Origin of the sequence: Micrococcus sp. GPGPB33, assembly GCF_037853785.1 — a bacterium.
In the GTDB taxonomy this organism is placed as follows: Bacteria; Actinomycetota; Actinomycetes; order Actinomycetales; family Micrococcaceae; genus Micrococcus; species Micrococcus luteus.
Genome location: NZ_JAQMWO010000002.1, coordinates 2153123 through 2173238 on the forward strand (window position 1 = coordinate 2153123; position 20116 = coordinate 2173238).

Consider the following 20116-nt stretch of genomic DNA (forward strand, 5'->3'; position numbering starts at 1 on the left):
TCAGTTTGCCGCAGGTCACGACCCACAGCGCGGAGTTGCAACTCAAATTTCAGAGGCTCTTCGGCCGGTCGAGGACAAGTGGCGCGACTACCGCGGCCCATGACAGGTGGTGTCGGATGATCCCACAGCGGCGTCGGTGGTCGGTCTCGGCCGCAGCCGCTACAGATACCAGTGGATGGTCAGCCCCAAGCGTCTCGCCAATCCACAAAAACATCTCCCAGCACTGGAGTCTGTTGCACGTCAGCCGGACATCGAAATTGGGCGTCGTAGGGGTGTATCCCCCAGATCCTCGAGTTGCCTGACCTTTGAACCAGCCGATCATGTGCTCGTGCTGAGTCTGGTGCCAGACACCGCGCTTTTGACCGTGGAGCTTCTCGTAGGTGTCCGTCACCGGCGTGGAGGCGGGCAGCGTTCGGAGAATGCGGATGAACTTTCGATTCGGATATCTCGACTACCGGTGCACCCACGTCCCGGTTCCGAACCGTCTGCCTCAAGGCCCAGCTTGGTCGCGGAGACGCATTGGCAGCCGTCACTCCACCTCCAATTTCGGCAGGCTGTCCACGATCTTCATGGTCTCCAGGCTCACCGTCACGATCCGGCCGATGAGGTCGCGGATGTAGCGGGGCTGCCCGTGTTCGCGGGACCAGTCGTTGGGGTTGTTCTCGATGCCCGACGCCTTGTCCGTCTTCACCTGATACCGCTCGAGGATCCAGTCCAGCGCGGACCGTGAGCCCAGCATGTACCGCTGCGCCTCCTCCGGAATGCCTGTGAGCGTCAGCCAGCCGTTGTACTTCACGGTGGTCTTGTCCCAGGCACCGGACTTGCCGCCGTACTTCATCTTGGTCACACGGAATCGCTCGTACTCGTCCAGGCCGTCGGCGGTCGCAGCCCACTGTTCCTGCAGTGCAAACGGTTCGACCGTCTCATACCCGATGTGCAGCTCCGACAGTGCCCGGCCGGCATCCGAAAATGCCCGGAAGTCCTCCACGGACGGCACCTGCGGGATGCGCGGCAGCATCTTCTTCAGGTCCGCCGCGAACCGCTCCCGGTAATCGGGCGAGTGCAGCAGGCCGTAGACGTAGTAGAAGATGTCGTCCTTCGTCACCGCTTCGCCGTACGCCGCCCGGTAGGAGGCCAGTGTCGCGTCCGTGATGTTGTCCACGCCCGTGTACCGATCCGCAGGCGACGACGGCCCGTCAGCCTGAGAGAACAGGTCACCACTCGACTCCGCGTAGGTGTAGCGGGGAAAGAACTGGCCCTGACCAGAGCCCCAAAAGGAGAGGTCAGGCAGAGCGTCGGTCATCAGTGCGGTGAACGGCTTGTCGTTTCCTGGCCCAACGACGTAGAAACCGCAGTTGTTCATGTCTCGAACAGGGAAGTACTTGGGCTGCTGACCGCGCTCGTGATTCAAGAGTCGAGCAAAGTAGACGGCCTGCTTATTGAATGGCCTATAGACCCCCACCCGCCGAGATTCCTCGTTCGCCTTCGGAAGTTTTTCACCCTTCGCCAACGCGGCACGAAGTGAGCGGGCCCAGCTGATTCTGGCCGGATCCTTGTCGATGAAAGATTCCACCGGGGTTGGCTTCCCCGCCCCTTCCCATCGGGCCACTTCACCGTTGTAGTTGTCGATCATGCGAGTCACATTCGAGATGAGATGTTCGCTGCTGGAGTTGTAAACCCACGCATCGCGATTCGTCTGGAGCCCAGCGCCATTCGACGCGAAGATCGCGTCCCGTCCGTCCTTCATGGACAGCGGCTGGAATGAGGGGAACCGTTCATCCCGCTGGTTGATCCAATCCCCCTCGGCATTCGGAGTGATCTCCTGCCAGTCCAGAGACCGCAGCGTCGCCCGGTCCACCAGGTCCAGCTTGGTCTTCCGGTCTAGGTAGTCACCGATGTCCTTGTAGTGCAGGCGCGCCTGCTCCACATCCCCGGTCCGCTTCACCAGCAGGAGCACGGCCACGGTGGTCTTGCTGCCCTCACCGAAGACGTTGCCGCTCTCCTTACGGCGCTGGTCCCCGGCCGACCTCGCATTCCCCCGCAGGTTGTACACGTAGATCTCGTGGAACTCCGAGTACAGGGTCTTCCTCAGGCCGTCCGCCGTGTTCCCGTCGATATACCCACCGTTGGACACATAACAGATCACTCCGCCCTGCTCCGATTTCAGCAGCCGGTCAGACCCCCACCGAATGGCCCGGATGTACGAGTCGTAGAGGGAGTTCTTGTTTTGCGCAGTGGAGAGCTTCGCGTAGGTGTCCCGGATGGAGGCGTCCAGCGTCGGGTAGCTCAGATTCGCGTTGTCGTCATTCCCGGACGTCTGCCCCACCGAGTACGGCGGGTTTCCGAGGATCACCCGGATGTCCAGGTTGTTCTGCGCCTGGACGCGGGCGTTGTTGGAGCGGAACACCACCTCGTCGAGCTTGTCGCCGTCCTCCGTCATCTGGAAGGTGTCCGTCAGCACGATGCCGTCGAACGGCTCGTAGCCCACCGCAGCGGGATCCTTGCCGGCGGCCCGGGCCTGGTCGGCCATGAGGCCGTGGAACGCGGCCTCGATGTTGATCGCGGCGATGTAGTACGCCATGAGCAACAGCTCATTGGCGTGCAGCTCCTGTGTGTACTTGCGCAGCAAGTCCTCCGGGCGGATGAGCCCTGATTGCAGCAGGCGCACCACGAACGTCCCCGTGCCCGTGAAGGGATCCAGCACGTGCACGCCCTCATCCGTGACGCCCACACCGAAGTTCTCCCGCAGCGCCTCATCCACGGCACGGAGGATGAAGTCCACCACCTGCACCGGCGTGTACACGATGCCCAGGGACTCCGCCGTCCGCGGGAACGCCAGCTTGAAGAAACGCTCATAGAGCTCGGTGATGATCTTCTGCTTGCCCTCGGCCGTCTCGATGCCCTCGGCCCGCATCCGCACACCCCGGTAGAAGTCCTCCAAGGAGTCCACCTCGGTCTCCAGGTTGTACGAGTCCAGCACCTGCGCCATGGCGTCCATCACCTGGGAGACGGGGTTGTGCGCGGCGAAGGAGTAGTCCTCGAACAGCGCCTCGAACACCGGCTTGGTGATCAGGTGCTGGGAGAGCATCTCGATCGCGTCCTGCTCCGTGATCGCGTCGTTGAGGTTGCCGCGCAGGCCCTCGAGGAACAAGGCGAACTTCCGGCGAGGTTCACGGTCAGGGCCGTTCAGGATGCCGCGGATGCGGATGATGTGCCGGTCCGCGATGTCCTTGACGTCCTTGGCCCAGTCCTCCCAGTAGCGCCGATCCCCCACCTTGCGCACCAGACGCGCGTAGATGGCGTCCTTCCACTGCTGAGCGTCCTGCATGGCGAACAGCGCCTGACGCGTGCCCCGAACGGACGTGTCCTCGCCCGAGCCGGGAGCGCCGTCGTCCTCCGCGGCGTCCCCCGAGCCGATGCCGATCACCTGCACCCGGTCCTCCACGGACCGGCCCAGCGCGATCTGGTTGACCATCGCCTCGAAGCGGTCATCGTGGGCGCGCAGCGCCTGCAGCACATCCCACACCACCTTGTACGCCTTCGAATCGTTCAGCGCGGACTCCGGGTCTGCCGATGCGTCCACCGCGATGGGCAGGATGATGTAGCCGGTCCTCTTCCCGTCTGCTTTCCGCATGACCCGCCCCACGGACTGCACCACGTCCACCTGCGAGTTCCGCGGGCTCAGGAACAGCACCGCGTCCAGGGTGGGGACATCCACGCCCTCCGAGAGGCACTTGGCGTTGGAGAGGACCCGCACCGTGTTCTCCCCCGCCGATTGCTTCAGCCAGTTCAGCTCCCGCACCCGCTGCGCCATGGGGAACGTGCCGTCTACGTGGGAGGCCTCCACCCTCAGGTCCGGGGTCATGGGGTCCGTGGAGGTGGCCAGCTGACGGCTCACCTGCTCGAACTGGAGGGCCAGCTGCTTCGACTCCTTGATGTTCCGTGCGAACGCCACCGCGCGGCGCATCGGCGCGGCATCCACCTCATCCAGCCGGCCGCCGTCCACCCCTCGCTTGGCCAGCCCATTCCAACAGCCCACGATCCGCGCGGCGTCGTCCAGGTCCAGGCCTTCGGTGTCCGCGAGCATCTGCTGGAACGAGGCGCCGATCGCGTTGGTGTCCACCGCGAGGATCAGCACCTTGTAGTCCGTCAGGTGGCCCTGCTCCACCGCCTTGCCGAACCCCAGCCGGTGGAACTCCGGGCCGTAGATGGACTCATCGTCCATCGAGTAGACGGTGACCTGGTCCTGCGCGGCCTTCGCCTTGGCCTCCTGCACGTAGATGCGCGGGGTAGCCGTCATGTACAGGCGCTTGGCCGCCCGGATCTTCGCGGCGTCATGGACCATAGTGAACGCCGAGCCGTCCTGGCCCTGCTCGGTCACACCCGTGGTGCGGTGGGCTTCATCGCAGATGACCAGGTCGAACTCAGCGAGGCCGAGGTCCTGGGCCTGCCGGACCACGTCGATGGACTGGTACGTGGAGAAGACCACCGTCACAGCCTCGTCCCCGGTGGAGACGGCCGCGCGGGCCGCGAGCTTCGCCGGGTCCGTGCTGGCCGGGAAACCCAGGTCCGAGGCAGCGATGTCCTCACTGGCCCGGCGCCGCCCCACAGAAGCGTCCGAACACACGGCGAACGGGCGCAGCGGTACGTCCGCATTGGCCGTCCACTCATTCAGCGTCTGCTGCAGCAGCGCGATCGACGGCACCAGGAACAGCACCGTGCCGCCCACCGGCACCATCCGCTCCACCAGCTTCAGCGACGTGAACGTCTTGCCCGTACCGCACGCCATGATCAGGCGGCCACGGTCCTTGGTCTCGAACCCGGCCACGACGTCGTCGATCGCCTCCCGCTGGTAGCGACGGGGCTCCTTGCGTGGGCGCTGAGTCAGCTCCTCCGGACGCTCGAACGTGAAGTCGGACCAGTCGATGGCCGAGTCCACCAGCGTCTGGATCCCCACCCTGGTGACGTCCTTGGACTGGCCCGCTCGCGCGGCTTCCGCCGACGAGGACCACTCGAGCGCCGTGTCGATCACCATGCCGTGGGCGAAGTCCACCTTGCCCAGCTCGGTGAAGAATGAGTCAATGCTGCCCTTCTGCAGCTTCTTCTCCGGATCGAAGAACTTCACCTGGACGCCGGTGAGTTCACCGGTGTAGCGATCCTTCGCGACGATGTCGATGCCGTTGTCCGGCCTATTCTCCCGGCCGGGCCATTCGTTCCACAGCCACACGTCCGAGAACTGGTCCGCGAACTTCGGCTCCACCTCGAGGAAGCGCTTGGCCAGCCGCTCGAAGCGACGGCCCTGTTCCTGGCGGGAGAGCTCCGAGAGCCAGAGACGATCGAGCACCTCGTCGAAACCGACGCGGGACTCACCCCCGGAGTCCGCCTGGCCCATGGAGGAGGGGTCGGTCGAGGATGCGGCGTCCGGCGTCGAGATGGTCATGCGGACCATTGTGACCCGGGGCCACCGGGGAGTGGAATGCGGCTCGCGGGGGTGTCTCACCGGGTGGCCGGCTTATTGGCGGCTCAGCGGTTCAGCGGCGCCAGCCCTCCGGTTGCGCGGCCAGGCCGACGATCATGTCCCACGGCAAGACGGCGCGGATCTTGCCGCACCGGCGTCGGTGGTCAGACTCCGCTGCGGCCGCGTCGGCGGCTTCCCTCACCGTGGCCTCGTCTGCTCCCAGGGCCTCGGCGATCCAGAGGATCGCCTCGCTGCACAGGAGCCGGTTGTACGCCCGCCGCGCGGAGGTGTTGGGCGTCCCACGGGTGTACGCGCCGGATCCGTTGGTCGACTGCGTGCTGAACCACCGGACCATGTGCTGCCGCTGCGACGAGTACCAGACGTTCCGTCGCTGCCCGTGACGATCCTCGTAGTCCTGCGCGATCGGCGTGCGCTCCGTGAGGGTGCCGAGAATGGTGGCTGTAAGCGGCCATGAAAAGCTGCCCATAGGTGGCCAGGGAATGACCCGCTGACGGCCATGAGGACTGCCCAGTGATGGCCACGGGAACTGCCCGGTGCTGGCCATCTGGTTTGCCCGCGTTGCTCGTTGCCCGCCGCGTCGTGAGCCGGCGGGGGCCTCCTCCCCGGGTTGGATATCGGTGTCGAATCGAATCCAGCGAGGAAGAGGCCCTGAATGAAGGATGCCGCAGAAACCATGAAAATACTCAGTGCCTATGACCTGACCAAGTCATTGCGGGGCGCCGCCGAGCTGGCCGGTTGCTCCCATCACACCGTGGCCCGGCTGGTGCGGGCCCGCGACGCCGGCCAGACCCCTGGATCCGGAGCCAGCCGCCCGAAGGTCACCGATGTCTGGCTGCCCAAGATCGAGGAATGGGTCGAGGCCTCCACGGGCAGGATCCGCGCCGATGTCGTGCACGCCAAGCTCACCGCAATGGGCTACACCGGCTCTGAGCGCTCCACCCGGCGGGCGGTGGCCGAGGTGAAGGCCGCCTGGCGGGCCGGGAAGCGCCGGGTGCACCGGCCCTGGATCACCGAGCCGGGCGCATGGCTGCAGTACGACTTCGGCGATGGGCCGGCGATCGACGGGGCCAAGACGGTGCTGTTCGTGGCCTGGCTGGCCTGGTCCCGCTACCGGATCGTCATCGCCCTGCGTGATAGGACGGCTCCGAGTGTGTTCGCCGCCCTGGACCGGTGCTTCCGGCTGATCGGGGGCGCGCCGACCTATGTGCTGACGGATAACGAGAAGACAGTGACGGTCTCTCATGTGGCCGGGGTGCCGGTGCGTAACCAGGCCACCGTGGCGTTCGCTCGGCATTACGGCGTGGAGGTGCTGACCTGCCAGCCAGCGGATCCGGCCGCCAAGGGCGGGGTGGAGAACGCGGTGAAGCTGGCCAAGGCCGACCTGGTCCCGAAGGACACCAACCTGCGGGACCAGTACGCCTCGTTCGCTGAGCTCGAGGCCGCCTGCGCGGGGTTCATGGCCATGGTGAACTCCCGGGAGCACCGGGTGACCCGGCGCCGCCCGGACCACATGCTCGCCGAGGAGACCAGCGCGTTGCATCGGATCCCCGCCACGGCGCACACCGTGGCCTACGGGGTGGGACGGAAGGTGCCGGAGAACACGCCGATGGTCTCCTTCGAAAACGCCCAGTACTCGGTGCCCGCGCACCTGCTCGGGGCCGAGGTGTTCGTGCGCCATCACGGCACCGGACCGGACTCGATGGTGGTGATCATGCACGCCGGTGCGCAGGGGCCGGTGGAGGTCGCCCGGCACCGGGTGGCCCGGCCCGGGTCCCCGGCCATCGACGACGCGCACTTCCCCGGCCACGAGACGGACAAGGTGCCCGGGGACTACACCCCGGTGCCCCGTTCGGCGGCGGAGGCCGAGTTCCTGGCCATCGGGGCCGGAGCGAGGACCTGGCTGGTGGAGGCCGCCGCGGCCGGCACCAGCCGGATCGGTCAGAAGATGGCCGAGGCCGTCACCCTGGCCAAGCTCGCCGGCACCGACCAGGTCGACCGCGCCCTCGGGGTGGCCGCGGTGCACCAGCGCTTCGCCCACGGCGACCTGGCCTCCCTGCTCACCGCCGCCGGCCACCGCACCGGGATGCACACCGCCACCGAGGAACGGTCCCTGACCCAGGGCACCGCCGGCTGGGCCGGCCTCGGTACCTCCAACACCGAGGGGGCAGCCCGGTGAGCATCCACACCCCGAACACCGCCGCACCGGCGCTGCCGGCCGATTTGGAGGCGCTGTTGCGGCAGCTGAAGATGCCCCACGCCCGCGGTATCGCCGCCGAGGTACTGGCCACCGCCCGGGCCCAACGCTGGGAGCCGGCCGAGGTCCTCAAGGCCCTGCTGGTCGAGGAGACCACCGGTCGGGCCCGATCCATGCTCGCCGCCCGGCGCAAGGCCGCCGGGTTCCCCACCGGCAAGACCTTCACGACCTGGGATCCGGGCGCCTCCTCGATCCCGGCCCCGACCCAGCAGTCCCTGCGCACCCTGGAATGGCTCTCGCGCAGAGAGAACCTCGTGGTCTGCGGGCCCTCCGGCACCGGCAAGACCTTCTTCCTCGAGGCCCTGGGCCAGCAGGCCGTGGAGGAGGGCAAGCGGGTGGCCTGGTTCACCCTGGAGGACCTCGGGGCGATGATCCGGGCCCACCGGCCCGATGACACCATCACCAAAGCCGTCGCCCGAATCCTGCGCGCCGACCTGATCGTCATCGACGACATCGGCCTGCTGCCGGTCGCCGACGATGCCGCCGAGGGCCTCTACCGCATCGTGGACGCCGCCTACGAGAAACGCTCCGTAGCGATCAGCTCGAACCTGCACCCGGCCGGCTTCGACGAGCTGATGCCCAAGACCCTGGCCACCGCCACCGTGGACCGGCTCCTGCACCACGCCCACGTGTGCCAGACCACCGGAGACTCCGTACGGATGACCCAGGCAATGGCCGGGAAGGGAGTCATGCCACTGAACTGATCCCATCACGGTGGCCAGCACCACCACCCAAACGGGCAAACCAGCTGGCCACCAGTGGGCAGTTCTGATGGCCACCAGCGGGAAGAAACACTGGCCGCCTATGGGCAGAACTCAATGGCCCTTGACAGGTGGCGAAGGCTCGGGTCGTGAAGTCGCCGGGCGCGACGTCATCATCCGTTGCATGCTGTGCCCCGCGCTTCCGGCGGGCCCAGGACTGTGTTGGACTGCTCATGATCACCATTCTGGCCTGCACCGGACCCTGAGCGCCGAGCCTCCCGTCAGTTCGTGCGCTTGAGGCCGCGGCGCAGCCAGGGGTCGGCCCAGCGGGTGAGGGCGGGCAGCACGAGGTAGACCATGAACGGCATCACCAGCACGACGTTCGCGAGCACCCGCAGCGGCAGGGGCACGTCTGCCGGCAGGACGTGGGACAGCAGCCACTGGCCGAGCAGGCTCATAGGGAAGAACCCGGAGAAGATCACGATCATCTGCTTCCACCGGGGCGGGGTGACGGGGTCGGCGAGCTCCGCCGGGTCGAACCAGCCCTCGAGCCCGGTCCGCGCACTGACCTGCTCGGACACCACCTGGCCGGCCATCTGCGCCGCCCAGGCCGCCCGCTCAGGCGACTCCTCCCACGCGCGGCACGTGGCGTCGTCGGCGAACCGGTACACCATGTGCCACACGTGCGAGTCCCGCTCCAGGCGCACCAGCCCGGAGCCGAGGTAGCCGTCGAAGCCGAGCATGACGTCCTGCCCCGCGCGCACCCAGTCGCGGATCCGCGGAGCGGCCCCGGGCGCCATGTGCCGGGCGATCTGCTTGGTCACCGTGCTCATGCCAGGAGGATACGGGGCGGGGGCCGCCCAGGCCTGCCCGCCCTCCCCGACCAGGCGCGCCGCCCCACTTCGAGGCGGGAAATCGAGCGCACCCGCGCTCAGAAGCGCGGAATACGCGGGATTTCCCGCCTCGAAGGGTCGGCTGTCAGAGCATGCAGCTGACGCAGCCCTCGACCTCGGTGCCCTCCAGCGCGAGCTGGCGCAGGCGGATGTAGTAGATCGTCTTGATGCCCTTCGTCCACGCGTAGATCTGCGCGCGGTTCAGGTCACGGGTGGTGGCCGTGTCCTTGAAGAACAGCGTCAGGGACAGACCCTGGTCCACGTGCTGCGTCGCCGCGGCGTACGTGTCGATGATCTTCTCGTAGCCGATCTCGTACGCGTCCTCGTAGTACTCGAGGTTCTCGTTGGTGAGGTACGGCGCCGGGTAGTAGACGCGGCCGAGCTTGCCCTCCTTGCGGATCTCGATCTTCGAGGCCACCGGGTGGATCGAGGAGGTCGAGTTGTTGATGTAGGAGATCGAGCCCGTGGGCGGGACGGCCTGCAGGTTGCGGTTGAAGATGCCGTGCTCCATGACGGAGGCCTTCAGCTCACGCCAGTCGTCCTGCGTGGGCAGGGCGATGCCGGCCTCGGCGAACAGCTCGGCGACGCGCTCGGTGGCGGGCGCCCACTCCTGATCCGTGTACTTGTCGAAGAACTCTCCGGAGGCGTACTTCGAGTCCTCGAACCCGCCGAACCGCTGGCCGGTCTCGATGGCGATCCGGTTCGAGGCCCGCAGCGCGTGGAACAGCACCGCGTAGAAGTACATGTTCGTGAAGTCGATGCCCTCCTCCGAGCCGTAGTGGACGCGCTCGCGCGCCAGGTAGCCGTGGAGGTTCATCTGCCCCAGGCCGATGGCGTGGGAGGCGGCGTTGCCCTTGGCGATGGACGGCACCGACTGGATGTCGGACATGACCGACACGGCCGTCAGCGCACGGATCGCGGTCTCCACGGACCGGCCGAAGTCCGGCGAGTCCATGGTCTTGGCGATGTTCATCGAGCCGAGGTTGCAGGAGATGTCCTGGCCCACGTGGGCGTAGCTCAGGTCCTCGTTGTACTCGGAGGCCTCGGAGACCTGCAGGATCTCGGAGCACAGGTTGGACATGGTGATGCGGCCCTTGATCGGGTTCGCGGCGTTCACGGTGTCCTCGAACACGACGTACGGGTAGCCGGACTCGAACTGGATCTCGGCGATGGTCTGGAAGAACTCGCGCGCGTTGATCTTGGTCTTCTTGATCCGCGCGTCGTCGACCATCTCGTAGTACTTCTCGGTCACGGAGATCTCGGAGAACGGCACCCCGTAGACGCGCTCGACGTCGTACGGCGAGAACAGGTACATGTCCTCGTTCTTCTTCGCCAGCTGGAACGTGATGTCCGGGATCACGACGCCGAGGGAGAGGGTCTTGATGCGGATCTTCTCGTCCGCGTTCTCGCGCTTGGTGTCGAGGAAGCGGTGGATGTCCGGGTGGTGCGCGTTGAGGTACACCGCGCCGGCGCCCTGGCGCGCGCCGAGCTGGTTGGCGTAGGAGAAGGAGTCCTCGAGGAGCTTCATCACGGGGATGACGCCGGAGGACTGGTTCTCGATCTGCTTGATGGGCGCGCCGTGCTCGCGGATGTTGGTCAGCGAGAGGGCCACGCCGCCGCCGCGCTTGGACAGCTGCAGGGCGGAGTTGATGCCGCGGGCGATCGACTCCATGTTGTCCTCGATGCGCAGCAGGAAGCAGGAGACGAGCTCGCCGCGCTGCTTCTTGCCCGAGTTGAGGAAGGTGGGGGTGGCCGGCTGGAAGCGGCCGGCGATCATCTCGTCCACCAGGTGGGTGGCCAGCTCCTGGTCGCCCCGGGCCAGGTGGAGGGCGACGACGGCGACGCGGTCCTCGTAGCGCTCGAGGTAGCGCTTGCCGTCGAAGGTCTTCAGGGCGTACGAGGTGTAGAACTTGAACGCGCCGAGGAAGGTCGGGAAGCGGAACTTGGCCTTGTAGGCACGATCGAACAGGCCCCGGATGAACTCGAAGGGATACTGCTCGAACGTCTCGGTCTCGTAGTAGTCGTTCTTCTGCAGGTAGTCGAGCTTCTCCTCCAGGTCGTGGAAGAACACCGTGTTGGTGTTGACATGCTGCAGGAAGTACTGGCGCGCGGCCGCGTGGTCGGCCTCGAACTGGATGCGACCGTCGGCGCCGTAGAGGTTCAGCATGGCGTTGAGCTCGTGATATCCGAGGTTCTGCCACTCGGCGGGCATGTTCTTCGCCTGGCGGATGAGGTCCGCCTCGGTGGGTGCGGTGATGGTCATGTCCACAGTCCTTCCAGGCCGCCGCGGACGCGTTCGACGTCGTCGGGCGTGCCCATCAGCTCGAATTTGTACATGAGGGGGACCTGGCACTTGCGGGAGATGATGTAGCCGGCCAGGCAGTAGCCCTCATGGAAGTTGGTGTTCCCGGACGCGATCACGCCCCGAATCCAGTGACGGTTCTCCGGGACGTTGAGGAACTTGATCACCTGCTTCGGGACCGCGCCCGGCCCGCTGCCCCCGCCGTAGGTGGGGGTCATCAGGACGTACGGGGCGGTGGCCCCGAGGGTGGGTTCCCGGGTGATCAACGGCAGTCGAGCCACCCGGTCCTCGGGCAGCTCGAGCTTCTCGACGAAGCGGTGCGTGTAGTTGGAGGCGGAGGAGAAGTAGATCAGTCCCGCGTCGGTGGGGACGAGCCCCTGCGCCTCGGCCGAGCGGATGTGGCTCGGGTCCGCGGCGACGGTCATGTCGACTCCGGTCAGGCCACCGATGCCGCGGCGGACTCGGCGAGCTCGGCGATCTTGTCCGGGCGGAAGCCGGACCAGGAGTCGGTCTCGGTGACGACGACGGGGGCCTGCATGAAGCCGAGGGCACGGACGCGCTCGAGGGCGGCGGGGTCCTGGGACATGTCCACGACCTCGTAGGCGATGCCCTTCTTGTCCAGTGCACGGTAGGTGGCGTTGCACTGCACGCAGGCCGGCTTGGTGTACACGGTGACGGTCATGGCGATCCCTGTTCCTTCGTGGTCTCTGGTGGTCTGCGGGTGTCGGCGCGGCGCCCGCGAGGTGAATCACGGGGCGTGCCGAGCATCTGCGTCGATACTACATCTAGTGATCACGGCCGGGAACCATCCCTACATGTAGTAGTCACACCACTGTAGTTACGTATCCCCACCCTCTGCCCATCCTGTCCACACCCTGCTGTGCGAGACGATCCGCGCGGACATGCGGGACACGCCAGGGCCGAGGTCGACTGTCCACAGCCGGTGGAGATCTCGGGGCCGGGTTCCCACAGCCGGAAAGTCGGGTTCGCCACGTCCGCGAGCGGCGTGTCAGGCCCCCGCGGACCACTACATGTAGGAGCCCGCCGCCGGCCGGCACCGGAATACCCCGTCACCACCGGGGGTTGCCCCGGCATGAGCACCTCCCCCACCGTCACCCGCAATGACGCCGAGTCCCGCTACGAGCTCCATGACGGCGGCACCCTGCTCGCCGTCCTCGACTTCCGGGACAACGGCGCGGCCGTCTCCCTGAACCGGGCGTTCACCATCCCCGTGCACCGCGGCCGGGGCCACGCCGCCGCGCTGACCGCGGGCGCCGTCGAGGACATCGAGACGAACGGCGGCCCCGCAGGGGGCCGCCGCATCGTGCCGATGTGCTGGTACGTCGCCCAGTGGTTCGACGAGCACCCGGAGAAGAGCGCGCTGCTCGCGCCCCGCTGACCGGAGCGGTCAGGCCGCGACGCGGTGCCGGCGCACCACGGCCAGGACGCCCGCGGTCAGCACCGCGACGGCGGCGGGCCACGCCGCCGGACCACGCCCGGTCTCGACCGTGTCCGGCACCGTGTGCTCGCCCTCGGCCGGGTCCGCGGGGGTCTCGGGCTCCGCCGGCTCCGTGGGGGTGTCGGGATCGGCCGGCTGGCCCGGAGCCGGTGCGTCGAACAGGCCGGCCACGGGGAAGGTCACGAACCCCGGGATCCGCCCGTTCTCCCAGTCGTAGAGGTCCACGCGGGGATCGCCGAACCGCACGGTCACCGTCCGCGTCGTCGTCACGCCGTCCCTCGTGGCCCGCAGGGTGACGGTGTCGGATCCGGTGAAGCCCTCGGGCGCCTGGTACACGTAGCCGCGCGGACCGCCGGTCTCCTCCTCCGTCACCTCGACGACCCGGCCCTCGGCCGGGCCCGCGACGAGCGTCAGCGGCGCTGCCTCATCGCCCGTGTTCGAGGAGATGAACACGTATCGCTCCCCCGGCGCCGCGAGCAGGGTGGTGTCCCAGGCGGTGGGGAGCATGTGGAAGCCGAGCTCATGCCGCTGGTCGGCGCGCAGTGGCTCGCCCGGGTCAGCGTCGGTGAGGTCGGCGTCCGGACCGTAGGTGAGGGCGGCCACCTCGCCGCCCAGGACGTAGAGGGTGTAGACGACGGGGCCGGTCCCCGACTCGCCCAGGCTCCGCCGGGCCGCGGCGACGTCGAAGTCACCGCGCTCCAGCTCGTCGTCGTACGTGAACGGGACCTCGGTCTCGGCGCCGCGGGTCTCCCCTTCCAGCACCGGGGCCACCGTCAGGCGGATGTCGGACTCGTCCACCTCGAACTCGGTGCCGAAGGAGGCACCGGTCTCACCCTCCGCGCTGGCCACGAGGAAGGATCCGCCGGGCAGGCCGTGCTCGGCGGTCCATCCAGCGGGGTGGGCGGGTGAGGCGAGGGCAGGGGTCGCCCCCAGGCCGGTGAGAAGGACGCCGACGCCCAGGGCGGCGGCAAGGCGGGTCGGTCGGGCGGTGCGCATCGTGCTCCTCCAGGGGTGCGGTGCTGCGACGGGCCGAAGGGTTCTTCGGCCCGGACGCCCGAGATCGACCGGATGCCGCACTCGCTGCGTCGGCACGAATCTACGCCGCACGGACGTGATGCGGGTCACTGTCCGGTGATGAAACGCTATCGACTCGGTCACGGCGACGCCCGATGCGGATCGGGCCGGCCGGCGCGTCAGCGGGATGCGCTGGGCGAGGGGCTTGCCCCGGAGGAGGGGCCCGGGGTGGCCTGCGCCGTGTCGGCCGGGCTGGGCGACGGGCTCGCCGATGCGGCGTCCCGCCCCCGCTGGTCCTCGGCGTCCCGGCCGGACGCGCTGGCGGAGCCCGACGCACTGGAGGAACTGGGCGAGCTCGACGACGGCAGCACCGGCTTCTGGGTGGCGCGGAAGTTGCGCACCCGCTGCACCGGCTCCGGGACGAAGTCCGAGGGGACGGAGCCGCCGTTCGCGCCGGTGCCCTCGATCTTGATGGGGCCGGTGAACCCGGACGGTTCCGCCGTGCGCGCCCCGCTCGACCCGATCACGCCCATCTCCGCGAGCGTCTCGGCCAAACTCTCCAGCTCCTTGCGATGGCCCTCGACCACGCTGGAGGCCAGCTCCTTCGCCGCGTCGTCCGAGCCGTCCTCCGCCTCCGTGGCGGAGATCGTCAGCGCGCCCTGATAGAGGCGGCGCATCTGGAGCAGGTAGATCCGTCCTGCCTCCTCCGGCTCGGCGGCGGCCAGCACGTTCTTCTCCCGGTCGGACAGGAGTCCGGCGCGCAACTCGTCGCCCACGATCTGGGTCGGCTCCGCGTCCTCCGTGGACTCGGGCTGCGCAGACGGGGTCGACTCGGCACCCGCACCGCGCACGTCATCCGAGGGGACGCCCCAGCCCTCGAGCATCGACTCGAGCCGGCGCGCCCGCTCCTCGTGCTCGGACTTCATCCGTTCGGCGGTGGCCCGGATCTCCTGGTCCACGCCGTCCTTGCCCAGCACCTCATCGGACTGCTGGATCGCGTCGCGGTGGTTGCGCAGCAGCAGACCCGCGAACTGGATGTCCGCCGCGAGCGGGTCGGCGGACGTCTGGCTGGGGCTGGCCAGCACGCCCTCCAGGTAGGTGTTCCCCGCCTCCGTGCCACCGGTCTGTCCGGGCTCCTCGGCGACGCTGCAGCCGCCGGTGGCCAGGGTGATGCTCAGGAGCGCCCCTCCGACGGCCACGCTCCAGCGGCGGGGGCGCACGCGGGCGGGGGCGATGTCGGCTCGGCTCATGGGCGCAGGTCCTCTCGGCGGTCGTCACCCGGTCACGGGGTCAATGGCGGTCCGACGCGGTCGGCCGCCCCGGCCTCCCCAGGGTACCCCTCCGGCCTCCCGGCCCCGGGGTCGCCGCGGCCTCAGGCGACGCGGGTGGCCTGCACCACCCAGTTGTTGAAGGCGTTCCCGGCCATCCCGGTGCCCGGCACGAGGTCGCACGTGATCAGCGTGACCTTTGCGTCATCGCCCCCGGGCTCCCAGGCCCAGCGGTGCGCCGGATCCTGGGTGAGCGCCTCCTTCTCCACCGAGACCGCGTCCGCGTCCGCCTCGAAGGCGGCCTGCGTGCCGTCGTCGTACGTCACCACGACGACGGCGCCCGCCCGCACGTCGCCCAGGTTCCAGAACACGTCCCGCACGCCGTAGTAGACGACGTGCCCGGCCAGGACCCCCGCGTACGGGGAGCGCTCCCCCGGCGTGGTGCCCCACTGCGGCGGACCGTACCAGCCGACCGTCTGCGGCTCCGGGTCGAGGTCGCCGCCCTCGTCCAACTGTGTCAGGTCGATCCCCGCTCCGACGATCTGCTCGCCGTCCTGGTGGACGTCCACGTGCACGGGTGTCGCCGTGATCTCGTCCCACGGGGCGGCGGGGCCGGAGAGGTGGGCGGCCGCGGCGGGGGCCGGCTCCTCGGTGGGGGTCGGCTCCTCGGACGGCGTGGGCTCCGCCGATGTGGGCGTGCCGGCGGGTTCCTGGGTCCCGCCGGGAACCGCCGCTTCGCCCGTGGGTGCCGCGGAGGACGGGGTCGGCGTCGGGGTCGGTGTGGCCGTCGGTGCAGGGCTGGGCGTGGAGCGTGCTGAGGACGACGGCGACGGGGTCGCGGACGCCGTGGCGCTGAGGGTGGGGGCAGCGCTGATCGGCACGGCGCCGACCGCCAGCACCCCGCGCAGCGCGAGGAACACGAGGCCCAGGCACAGCAGCACCAGGACCACCCACAGGGCGCGTCGGACGGTGGTGTTCATCCGGGTTCTCCCCTCGTGTGCATCGACGCGGCCCGCCCGGGGCCGCGTCCGACGACGGCATGGTCTCACGCGCTCCGGCCTCGGCCCGGCGCGTCGTCCGTTCGGGATGGCCGAGGCGACCGGGACGCGGGTGCGCCCCGGCCGCCTCGGTGCGGGCTCAGGCCAGGCCGAAGGTGCGGCGCAGGCGCACCAGAACGCCGGCGGCCAGGGCGCCGATGGCGGCCAGGCCCCACGCGGAGCCGTTGCCGGTCTCGACCGTGTCCGGGACGGTGTGGCCGTCCTCGGCCGGCTACTCGGGAGCCGGGGCCGCGGGCTCGCCCTCGTCGACGACCGGTTCGGCCGGCTGCTCGGGCTCGGCGGGCTCCTCGGGGGCGGGGGCCGGATCGACCGGCTCCTCCGGGGCGGGCTCGGGTTCCGGAGCCGGCTCGGGTTCCGGAGCCGGCTCGGGTTCCGGAGCCGGCTCGGGTTCCGGAGCCGGCTCGGGCTCGGGCTCGGGCTGCGGCTCGGGGGCGGGCGCCGGGTCGATCGGGGTGGGCGTGGAGTCGCCCGGCAGGTCGAGCACCTCGACCGTGAACTCGACCGTGCGGGTGACGCCGTTCGCGGTCATCACCACGGTGAAGGTGTCGGTCCCGAGGAAGTCCTTCTCCGGGGTGTAGCCGAAGGAGGTCCCGCCGATCTCGACGGTGCCGTGCTGCGGCGCCACGGTGAGCTCGGCGTCGATCGGGCTCGGCACGCCGCCGTCCTCGGTCACGAGGGACTCGACGACGGTCGCGTTCTGGTCCGTGTAGACGCGCCACGTGGCGACCTCGGCCCAGTCCTCGAACGGGATGAACTCCTCGGCCTCGATCGGGGTCATGGTGCCGTCGGCGGCGAAGGCCGCGCCGAAGGCGAGCTGGCCGGCGCCGTAGACATGCACCTCGTAGGGCTGCGCCAGGTCGCCGCCGAGGGCCTGCTCGATGTCGTGCAGGAACACGGCGCCCATGTCGTCCTCGGTGATGAAGTCGACCTGGATCTCGGTCTCCTCCCCCGACGCGGTGACGACGACGGCGCGGATGTCCTCGGTCGCGAAGTTGTCGTAGAGGACGAACTCCATCAGGTCGCCGTCGGCGCTGACGAACGTGCCGGACGGGGTACCGTGCTCGGGCGTCCAGGTGGCGGCGTGGGCCGGGGCGGCGGCGACGCCGACGAGGACGGCGGCACCGAGGGCGGCGGCGGACAGGCGGGCGGGGAACTGCAGGGACATGGGGTCCTCCGGTTCGGCGGCGCGGGCGTGGGTCACCCGGGGCGGGTGCAGGTGATGGGGGTCACGGACATCTCGACCCTATCTGTCACATGTGCATCTGTTGAGCTCCGCCTGTCCACAGCCGCCGAGTTCACTCACTCTTCATGTGAGACGCCACATCCCCGGGCTCGGCATAGCGGTCCCGGACGAAGGCCTGCAGGCGACGGGCGAGCGCCTGCAGCGTCTCGGCGGCGAAGTGGTCCTCCCGCCACGCCGCGTGCAGTCGTACCGCGAGCGTCCGCCCCTGCGCGATGACCCGCACCGGCGTCAGCCCGAAGGCCGGGTCCTCGGTGACGACGGCGACGCCCGCCCCCGTCGCGACCAGGGCCTGGGCCACCCGCCCGGAGTTCGCCTCGGTGAGGGCCGGCGGCGTGAGGCCCGCCACGGCCACGGCGCCGTCGAGGACGCGCCGCGCCATGAAGGTGCGGGCGGGCGCGACGACGGGTTGGGCCACGAGCTCGTTGAGGGACACTCGCGTCCGGCCCGCCCAGGGGTGGCCCGGGGCGACGTACGCCCAGACCGGCAGGTCCATCAGCGGCAGCGACGCGACGGAGGGCGGCGGCACCGTCGGCATCACCACGAGGTCGTGCCGCGCGACGGCGTCGAGCAGCGAGTCGTCCAGCTGGGTCTCCGCGACGCGCGGGCGCGGGTCCTCCTCCCCGAAGGTGGCCACGAACGGCAGCACGACGTCGATGAGGGTGGTGCCCGGTGCGGCCACGGCCACGTCCGTGAGCCGACCGGAGGCGAGCGTGCGGGCCGCCTGCTCCGCCCGGCGATGGGCGACGAGGACCTCGCGCGCCACCGGGAGGAACGCCTCGCCGGCCGTCGTCAGCTCGAGCCGGCCGCCGACCCGGGCGAACAGTGGCAGGCGCAGCTCACGCTGAAGCCGCTGCAGCTGCCGACTGAGCGCGGACTGCAGGAGATCCAGGCGGATCGCGGCCCCCGAGACCGTGCCGACCTCGGCCACCGTGACGAAGGCCCTGAGCAGTTTCTCCTCCATGCCGGATAAGCATAGCCTCCATGCCGGATCATCACTGGACGGCATGGCCTCGACGCCCCACCATGGGAGGACGCGGCCCGACGCGTCGTCGTCGTGCCCACCCGTCGTCCCCGCTCCCCGTGAGCCGTCCCCAGGAGGCATCCCCATGACCGCCACCCCCGACCTCGAGCAGACCCGCCACCTGGCCACCGAGCTGCCCGGCCCACGCTCCCGTGAGCTCGCCGAGCGCCAGAAGCGCGCCGTCCCAGCCGGCGTGGCCACCACGATGCCGGTGTACGCGGCCCGCGCCGCGGGCGGCATCCTCGAGGACGTGGACGGCAACCGCCTGATCGATCTGGCCTCCGGCATCGCCGTCACCTCCGTGGGCGCCTCCCACCCGCGCGTCGTGGCCGCCGTCCAGGAGCAGGTCGCGCAGTTCACCCACACCTCGTTCATGATCACCCCCTACGAGGGCTACGTGGCCGTGGCCGAGCAGCTGGACCGCACCAGCCCGATCCCCGGCGAGACCCGCACCGCCCTGTTCAACTCCGGCGCCGAGGCCGTGGAGAACGCCGTCAAGGTGGCCCGCGCCTACACCGGCAGGCAGGCCGTGGCCGCGTTCGACCACGCCTATCACGGCCGCACCACCCTGACGATGGCGCTGACCGCCAAGTCCATGCCCTACAAGCACAGCTTCGGACCGTTCGCCCCCGAGATCTACCGCGTGCCCGGCTCCTACCCGCTGCGGGACGGCCTGTCCGGCGCCGAGGCCGCGCAGCGCGCCATCTCCGCGCTGGAGAAGCAGATCGGTGCCGACAACCTGGCCGCCGTGATCATGGAGCCGATCCAGGGCGAGGGCGGCTTCATCGTCCCGGCCGAGGGCTTCCTGCCGGCCGTGGTCGAGTGGTGCAAGGCCAACGACGTCCTGTTCATCGCGGACGAGGTCCAGTCCGGCATCGCCCGCACCGGCGCCTGGTTCGCCTCCGAGACCGAGGGCATCGAGCCGGACCTGATGGCGACCGCCAAGGGCATCGCCGGCGGCATGCCGCTCTCCGGCGTCACCGGCCGCGCCGAGGTGATGGACTCCGTGCACCCGGGCGGCCTCGGGGGCACCTACGGCGGCAACCCCGTCGCCACGGCGGCGGCGCTCGCCGTGTTCGAGGCCGTCGAGGAGGACGGTCTCCTGGAGAAGGCCCGCCGGATCGAGCAGGTCATCCGCGAGCACTTCGCGCAGAACGCCGACGACCGCATCGCCGAGGTCCGCGGCCGCGGCGCGATGATGGCGATCGAGTTCGTGGACCCCGCCACCGGCGAGCCGGACGCGACGCTGACCGCCACCGTGGCCGCGGCCGTGCGCGCCGCCGGCGTCATCCTGCTCACCTGCGGCACCTACGGCAACGTCGTACGCTTCCTGCCGCCGCTGACCATCGGTGAAGACCTCCTCAAGGAGGGCCTGAGCGAGGTCACGAACGCGCTGCAGTCCGCCTGAGCCCCCGCCACCGGCG

General features: G+C 69.4%; 15 protein-coding genes. 4 read left to right on the plus strand and 11 right to left on the minus strand.

Going from position 1 to position 20116, the window contains the following annotated elements; genetic code table 11:
* Positions 1-529: 529 nt before the first annotated feature.
* On the minus strand, positions 530-5440 hold the full coding sequence (locus tag POD19_RS10200) for a DEAD/DEAH box helicase (protein WP_340309456.1): 4911 nt from the start codon (positions 5438-5440) through the stop codon (positions 530-532).
* A gap of 91 nt (positions 5441-5531) precedes the next feature.
* The gene (locus tag POD19_RS10205; protein WP_340309457.1) at positions 5532-5945 is read right to left on the minus strand and encodes a hypothetical protein; all 414 of its coding nucleotides are present in this window, start codon (positions 5943-5945) and stop codon (positions 5532-5534) included.
* A gap of 186 nt (positions 5946-6131) precedes the next feature.
* On the opposite strand from POD19_RS10205, the gene POD19_RS10210 reads away from it, so the two are divergent.
* Positions 6132-7655, plus strand: coding sequence for an IS21-like element ISMlu14 family transposase (locus POD19_RS10210; RefSeq protein ID WP_031943827.1), 1524 nt, complete (start codon positions 6132-6134; stop codon positions 7653-7655).
* Positions 7652-8437: an IS21-like element helper ATPase IstB gene (gene istB, locus POD19_RS10215; protein ID WP_010078636.1), complete on the plus strand. Its 786-nt coding sequence runs from the start codon at positions 7652-7654 to the stop codon at positions 8435-8437. The genes POD19_RS10210 and istB overlap by 4 nt, the downstream gene beginning before the upstream one ends.
* Positions 8438-8715: 278 nt before the next feature.
* Here istB and POD19_RS10220 read toward each other — a convergent pair whose 3' ends face one another.
* From POD19_RS10220 to nrdH, 4 genes are all read right to left on the minus strand, one after another.
* On the minus strand, positions 8716-9267 hold the full coding sequence (locus tag POD19_RS10220; protein WP_136939771.1) for an antibiotic biosynthesis monooxygenase: 552 nt from the start codon (positions 9265-9267) through the stop codon (positions 8716-8718).
* A 145-nt stretch (positions 9268-9412) separates the two neighbouring features.
* Positions 9413-11539, minus strand: coding sequence for a class 1b ribonucleoside-diphosphate reductase subunit alpha (gene nrdE, locus POD19_RS10225; RefSeq protein WP_180537555.1), 2127 nt, complete (start codon positions 11537-11539; stop codon positions 9413-9415).
* Positions 11540-11586: 47 nt separating this feature from the next.
* Complete coding sequence (gene nrdI / locus POD19_RS10230) at positions 11587-12054, minus strand: class Ib ribonucleoside-diphosphate reductase assembly flavoprotein NrdI (protein WP_004167610.1); 468 nt, start codon at positions 12052-12054, stop codon at positions 11587-11589.
* Positions 12055-12065: 11 nt separating this feature from the next.
* Entirely contained in the window at positions 12066-12311 is a 246-nt protein-coding gene (gene nrdH / locus POD19_RS10235) for a glutaredoxin-like protein NrdH (protein ID WP_036313172.1), read from the minus strand.
* Positions 12312-12722: 411 nt separating this feature from the next.
* Between nrdH and POD19_RS10240 the strand changes: the two genes are divergently transcribed.
* The gene (locus POD19_RS10240; protein ID WP_044659652.1) at positions 12723-13028 is read left to right on the plus strand and encodes a GNAT family N-acetyltransferase; all 306 of its coding nucleotides are present in this window, start codon (positions 12723-12725) and stop codon (positions 13026-13028) included.
* Positions 13029-13037: 9 nt separating this feature from the next.
* Here the strand turns inward: POD19_RS10240 and POD19_RS10245 are convergent, their stop codons facing one another.
* From POD19_RS10245 to POD19_RS10265, 5 genes are all read right to left on the minus strand, one after another.
* Positions 13038-14084: a hypothetical protein gene (locus tag POD19_RS10245; RefSeq protein ID WP_144818440.1), complete on the minus strand. Its 1047-nt coding sequence runs from the start codon at positions 14082-14084 to the stop codon at positions 13038-13040.
* A gap of 197 nt (positions 14085-14281) precedes the next feature.
* A complete protein-coding gene (locus POD19_RS10250; RefSeq protein ID WP_070709087.1) occupies positions 14282-15352 on the minus strand; it encodes a DUF305 domain-containing protein in 1071 nt (356 codons plus the stop codon).
* Positions 15353-15474: 122 nt separating this feature from the next.
* Entirely contained in the window at positions 15475-16350 is an 876-nt protein-coding gene (locus tag POD19_RS10255) for a class F sortase (RefSeq protein WP_041103013.1), read from the minus strand.
* A gap of 289 nt (positions 16351-16639) precedes the next feature.
* Complete coding sequence (locus POD19_RS10260) at positions 16640-17593, minus strand: Ig-like domain-containing protein (protein WP_186299582.1); 954 nt, start codon at positions 17591-17593, stop codon at positions 16640-16642.
* 130 nt (positions 17594-17723) lie between these two features.
* Positions 17724-18632 (minus strand): LysR family transcriptional regulator, encoded by a 909-nt coding sequence (locus POD19_RS10265; RefSeq protein WP_144818438.1) that lies wholly within the window; start codon positions 18630-18632, stop codon positions 17724-17726.
* A 145-nt stretch (positions 18633-18777) separates the two neighbouring features.
* Between POD19_RS10265 and gabT the strand changes: the two genes are divergently transcribed.
* Positions 18778-20100, plus strand: coding sequence for a 4-aminobutyrate--2-oxoglutarate transaminase (gabT, locus tag POD19_RS10270; RefSeq protein WP_136939773.1), 1323 nt, complete (start codon positions 18778-18780; stop codon positions 20098-20100).
* Positions 20101-20116: the final 16 nt, after the last annotated feature.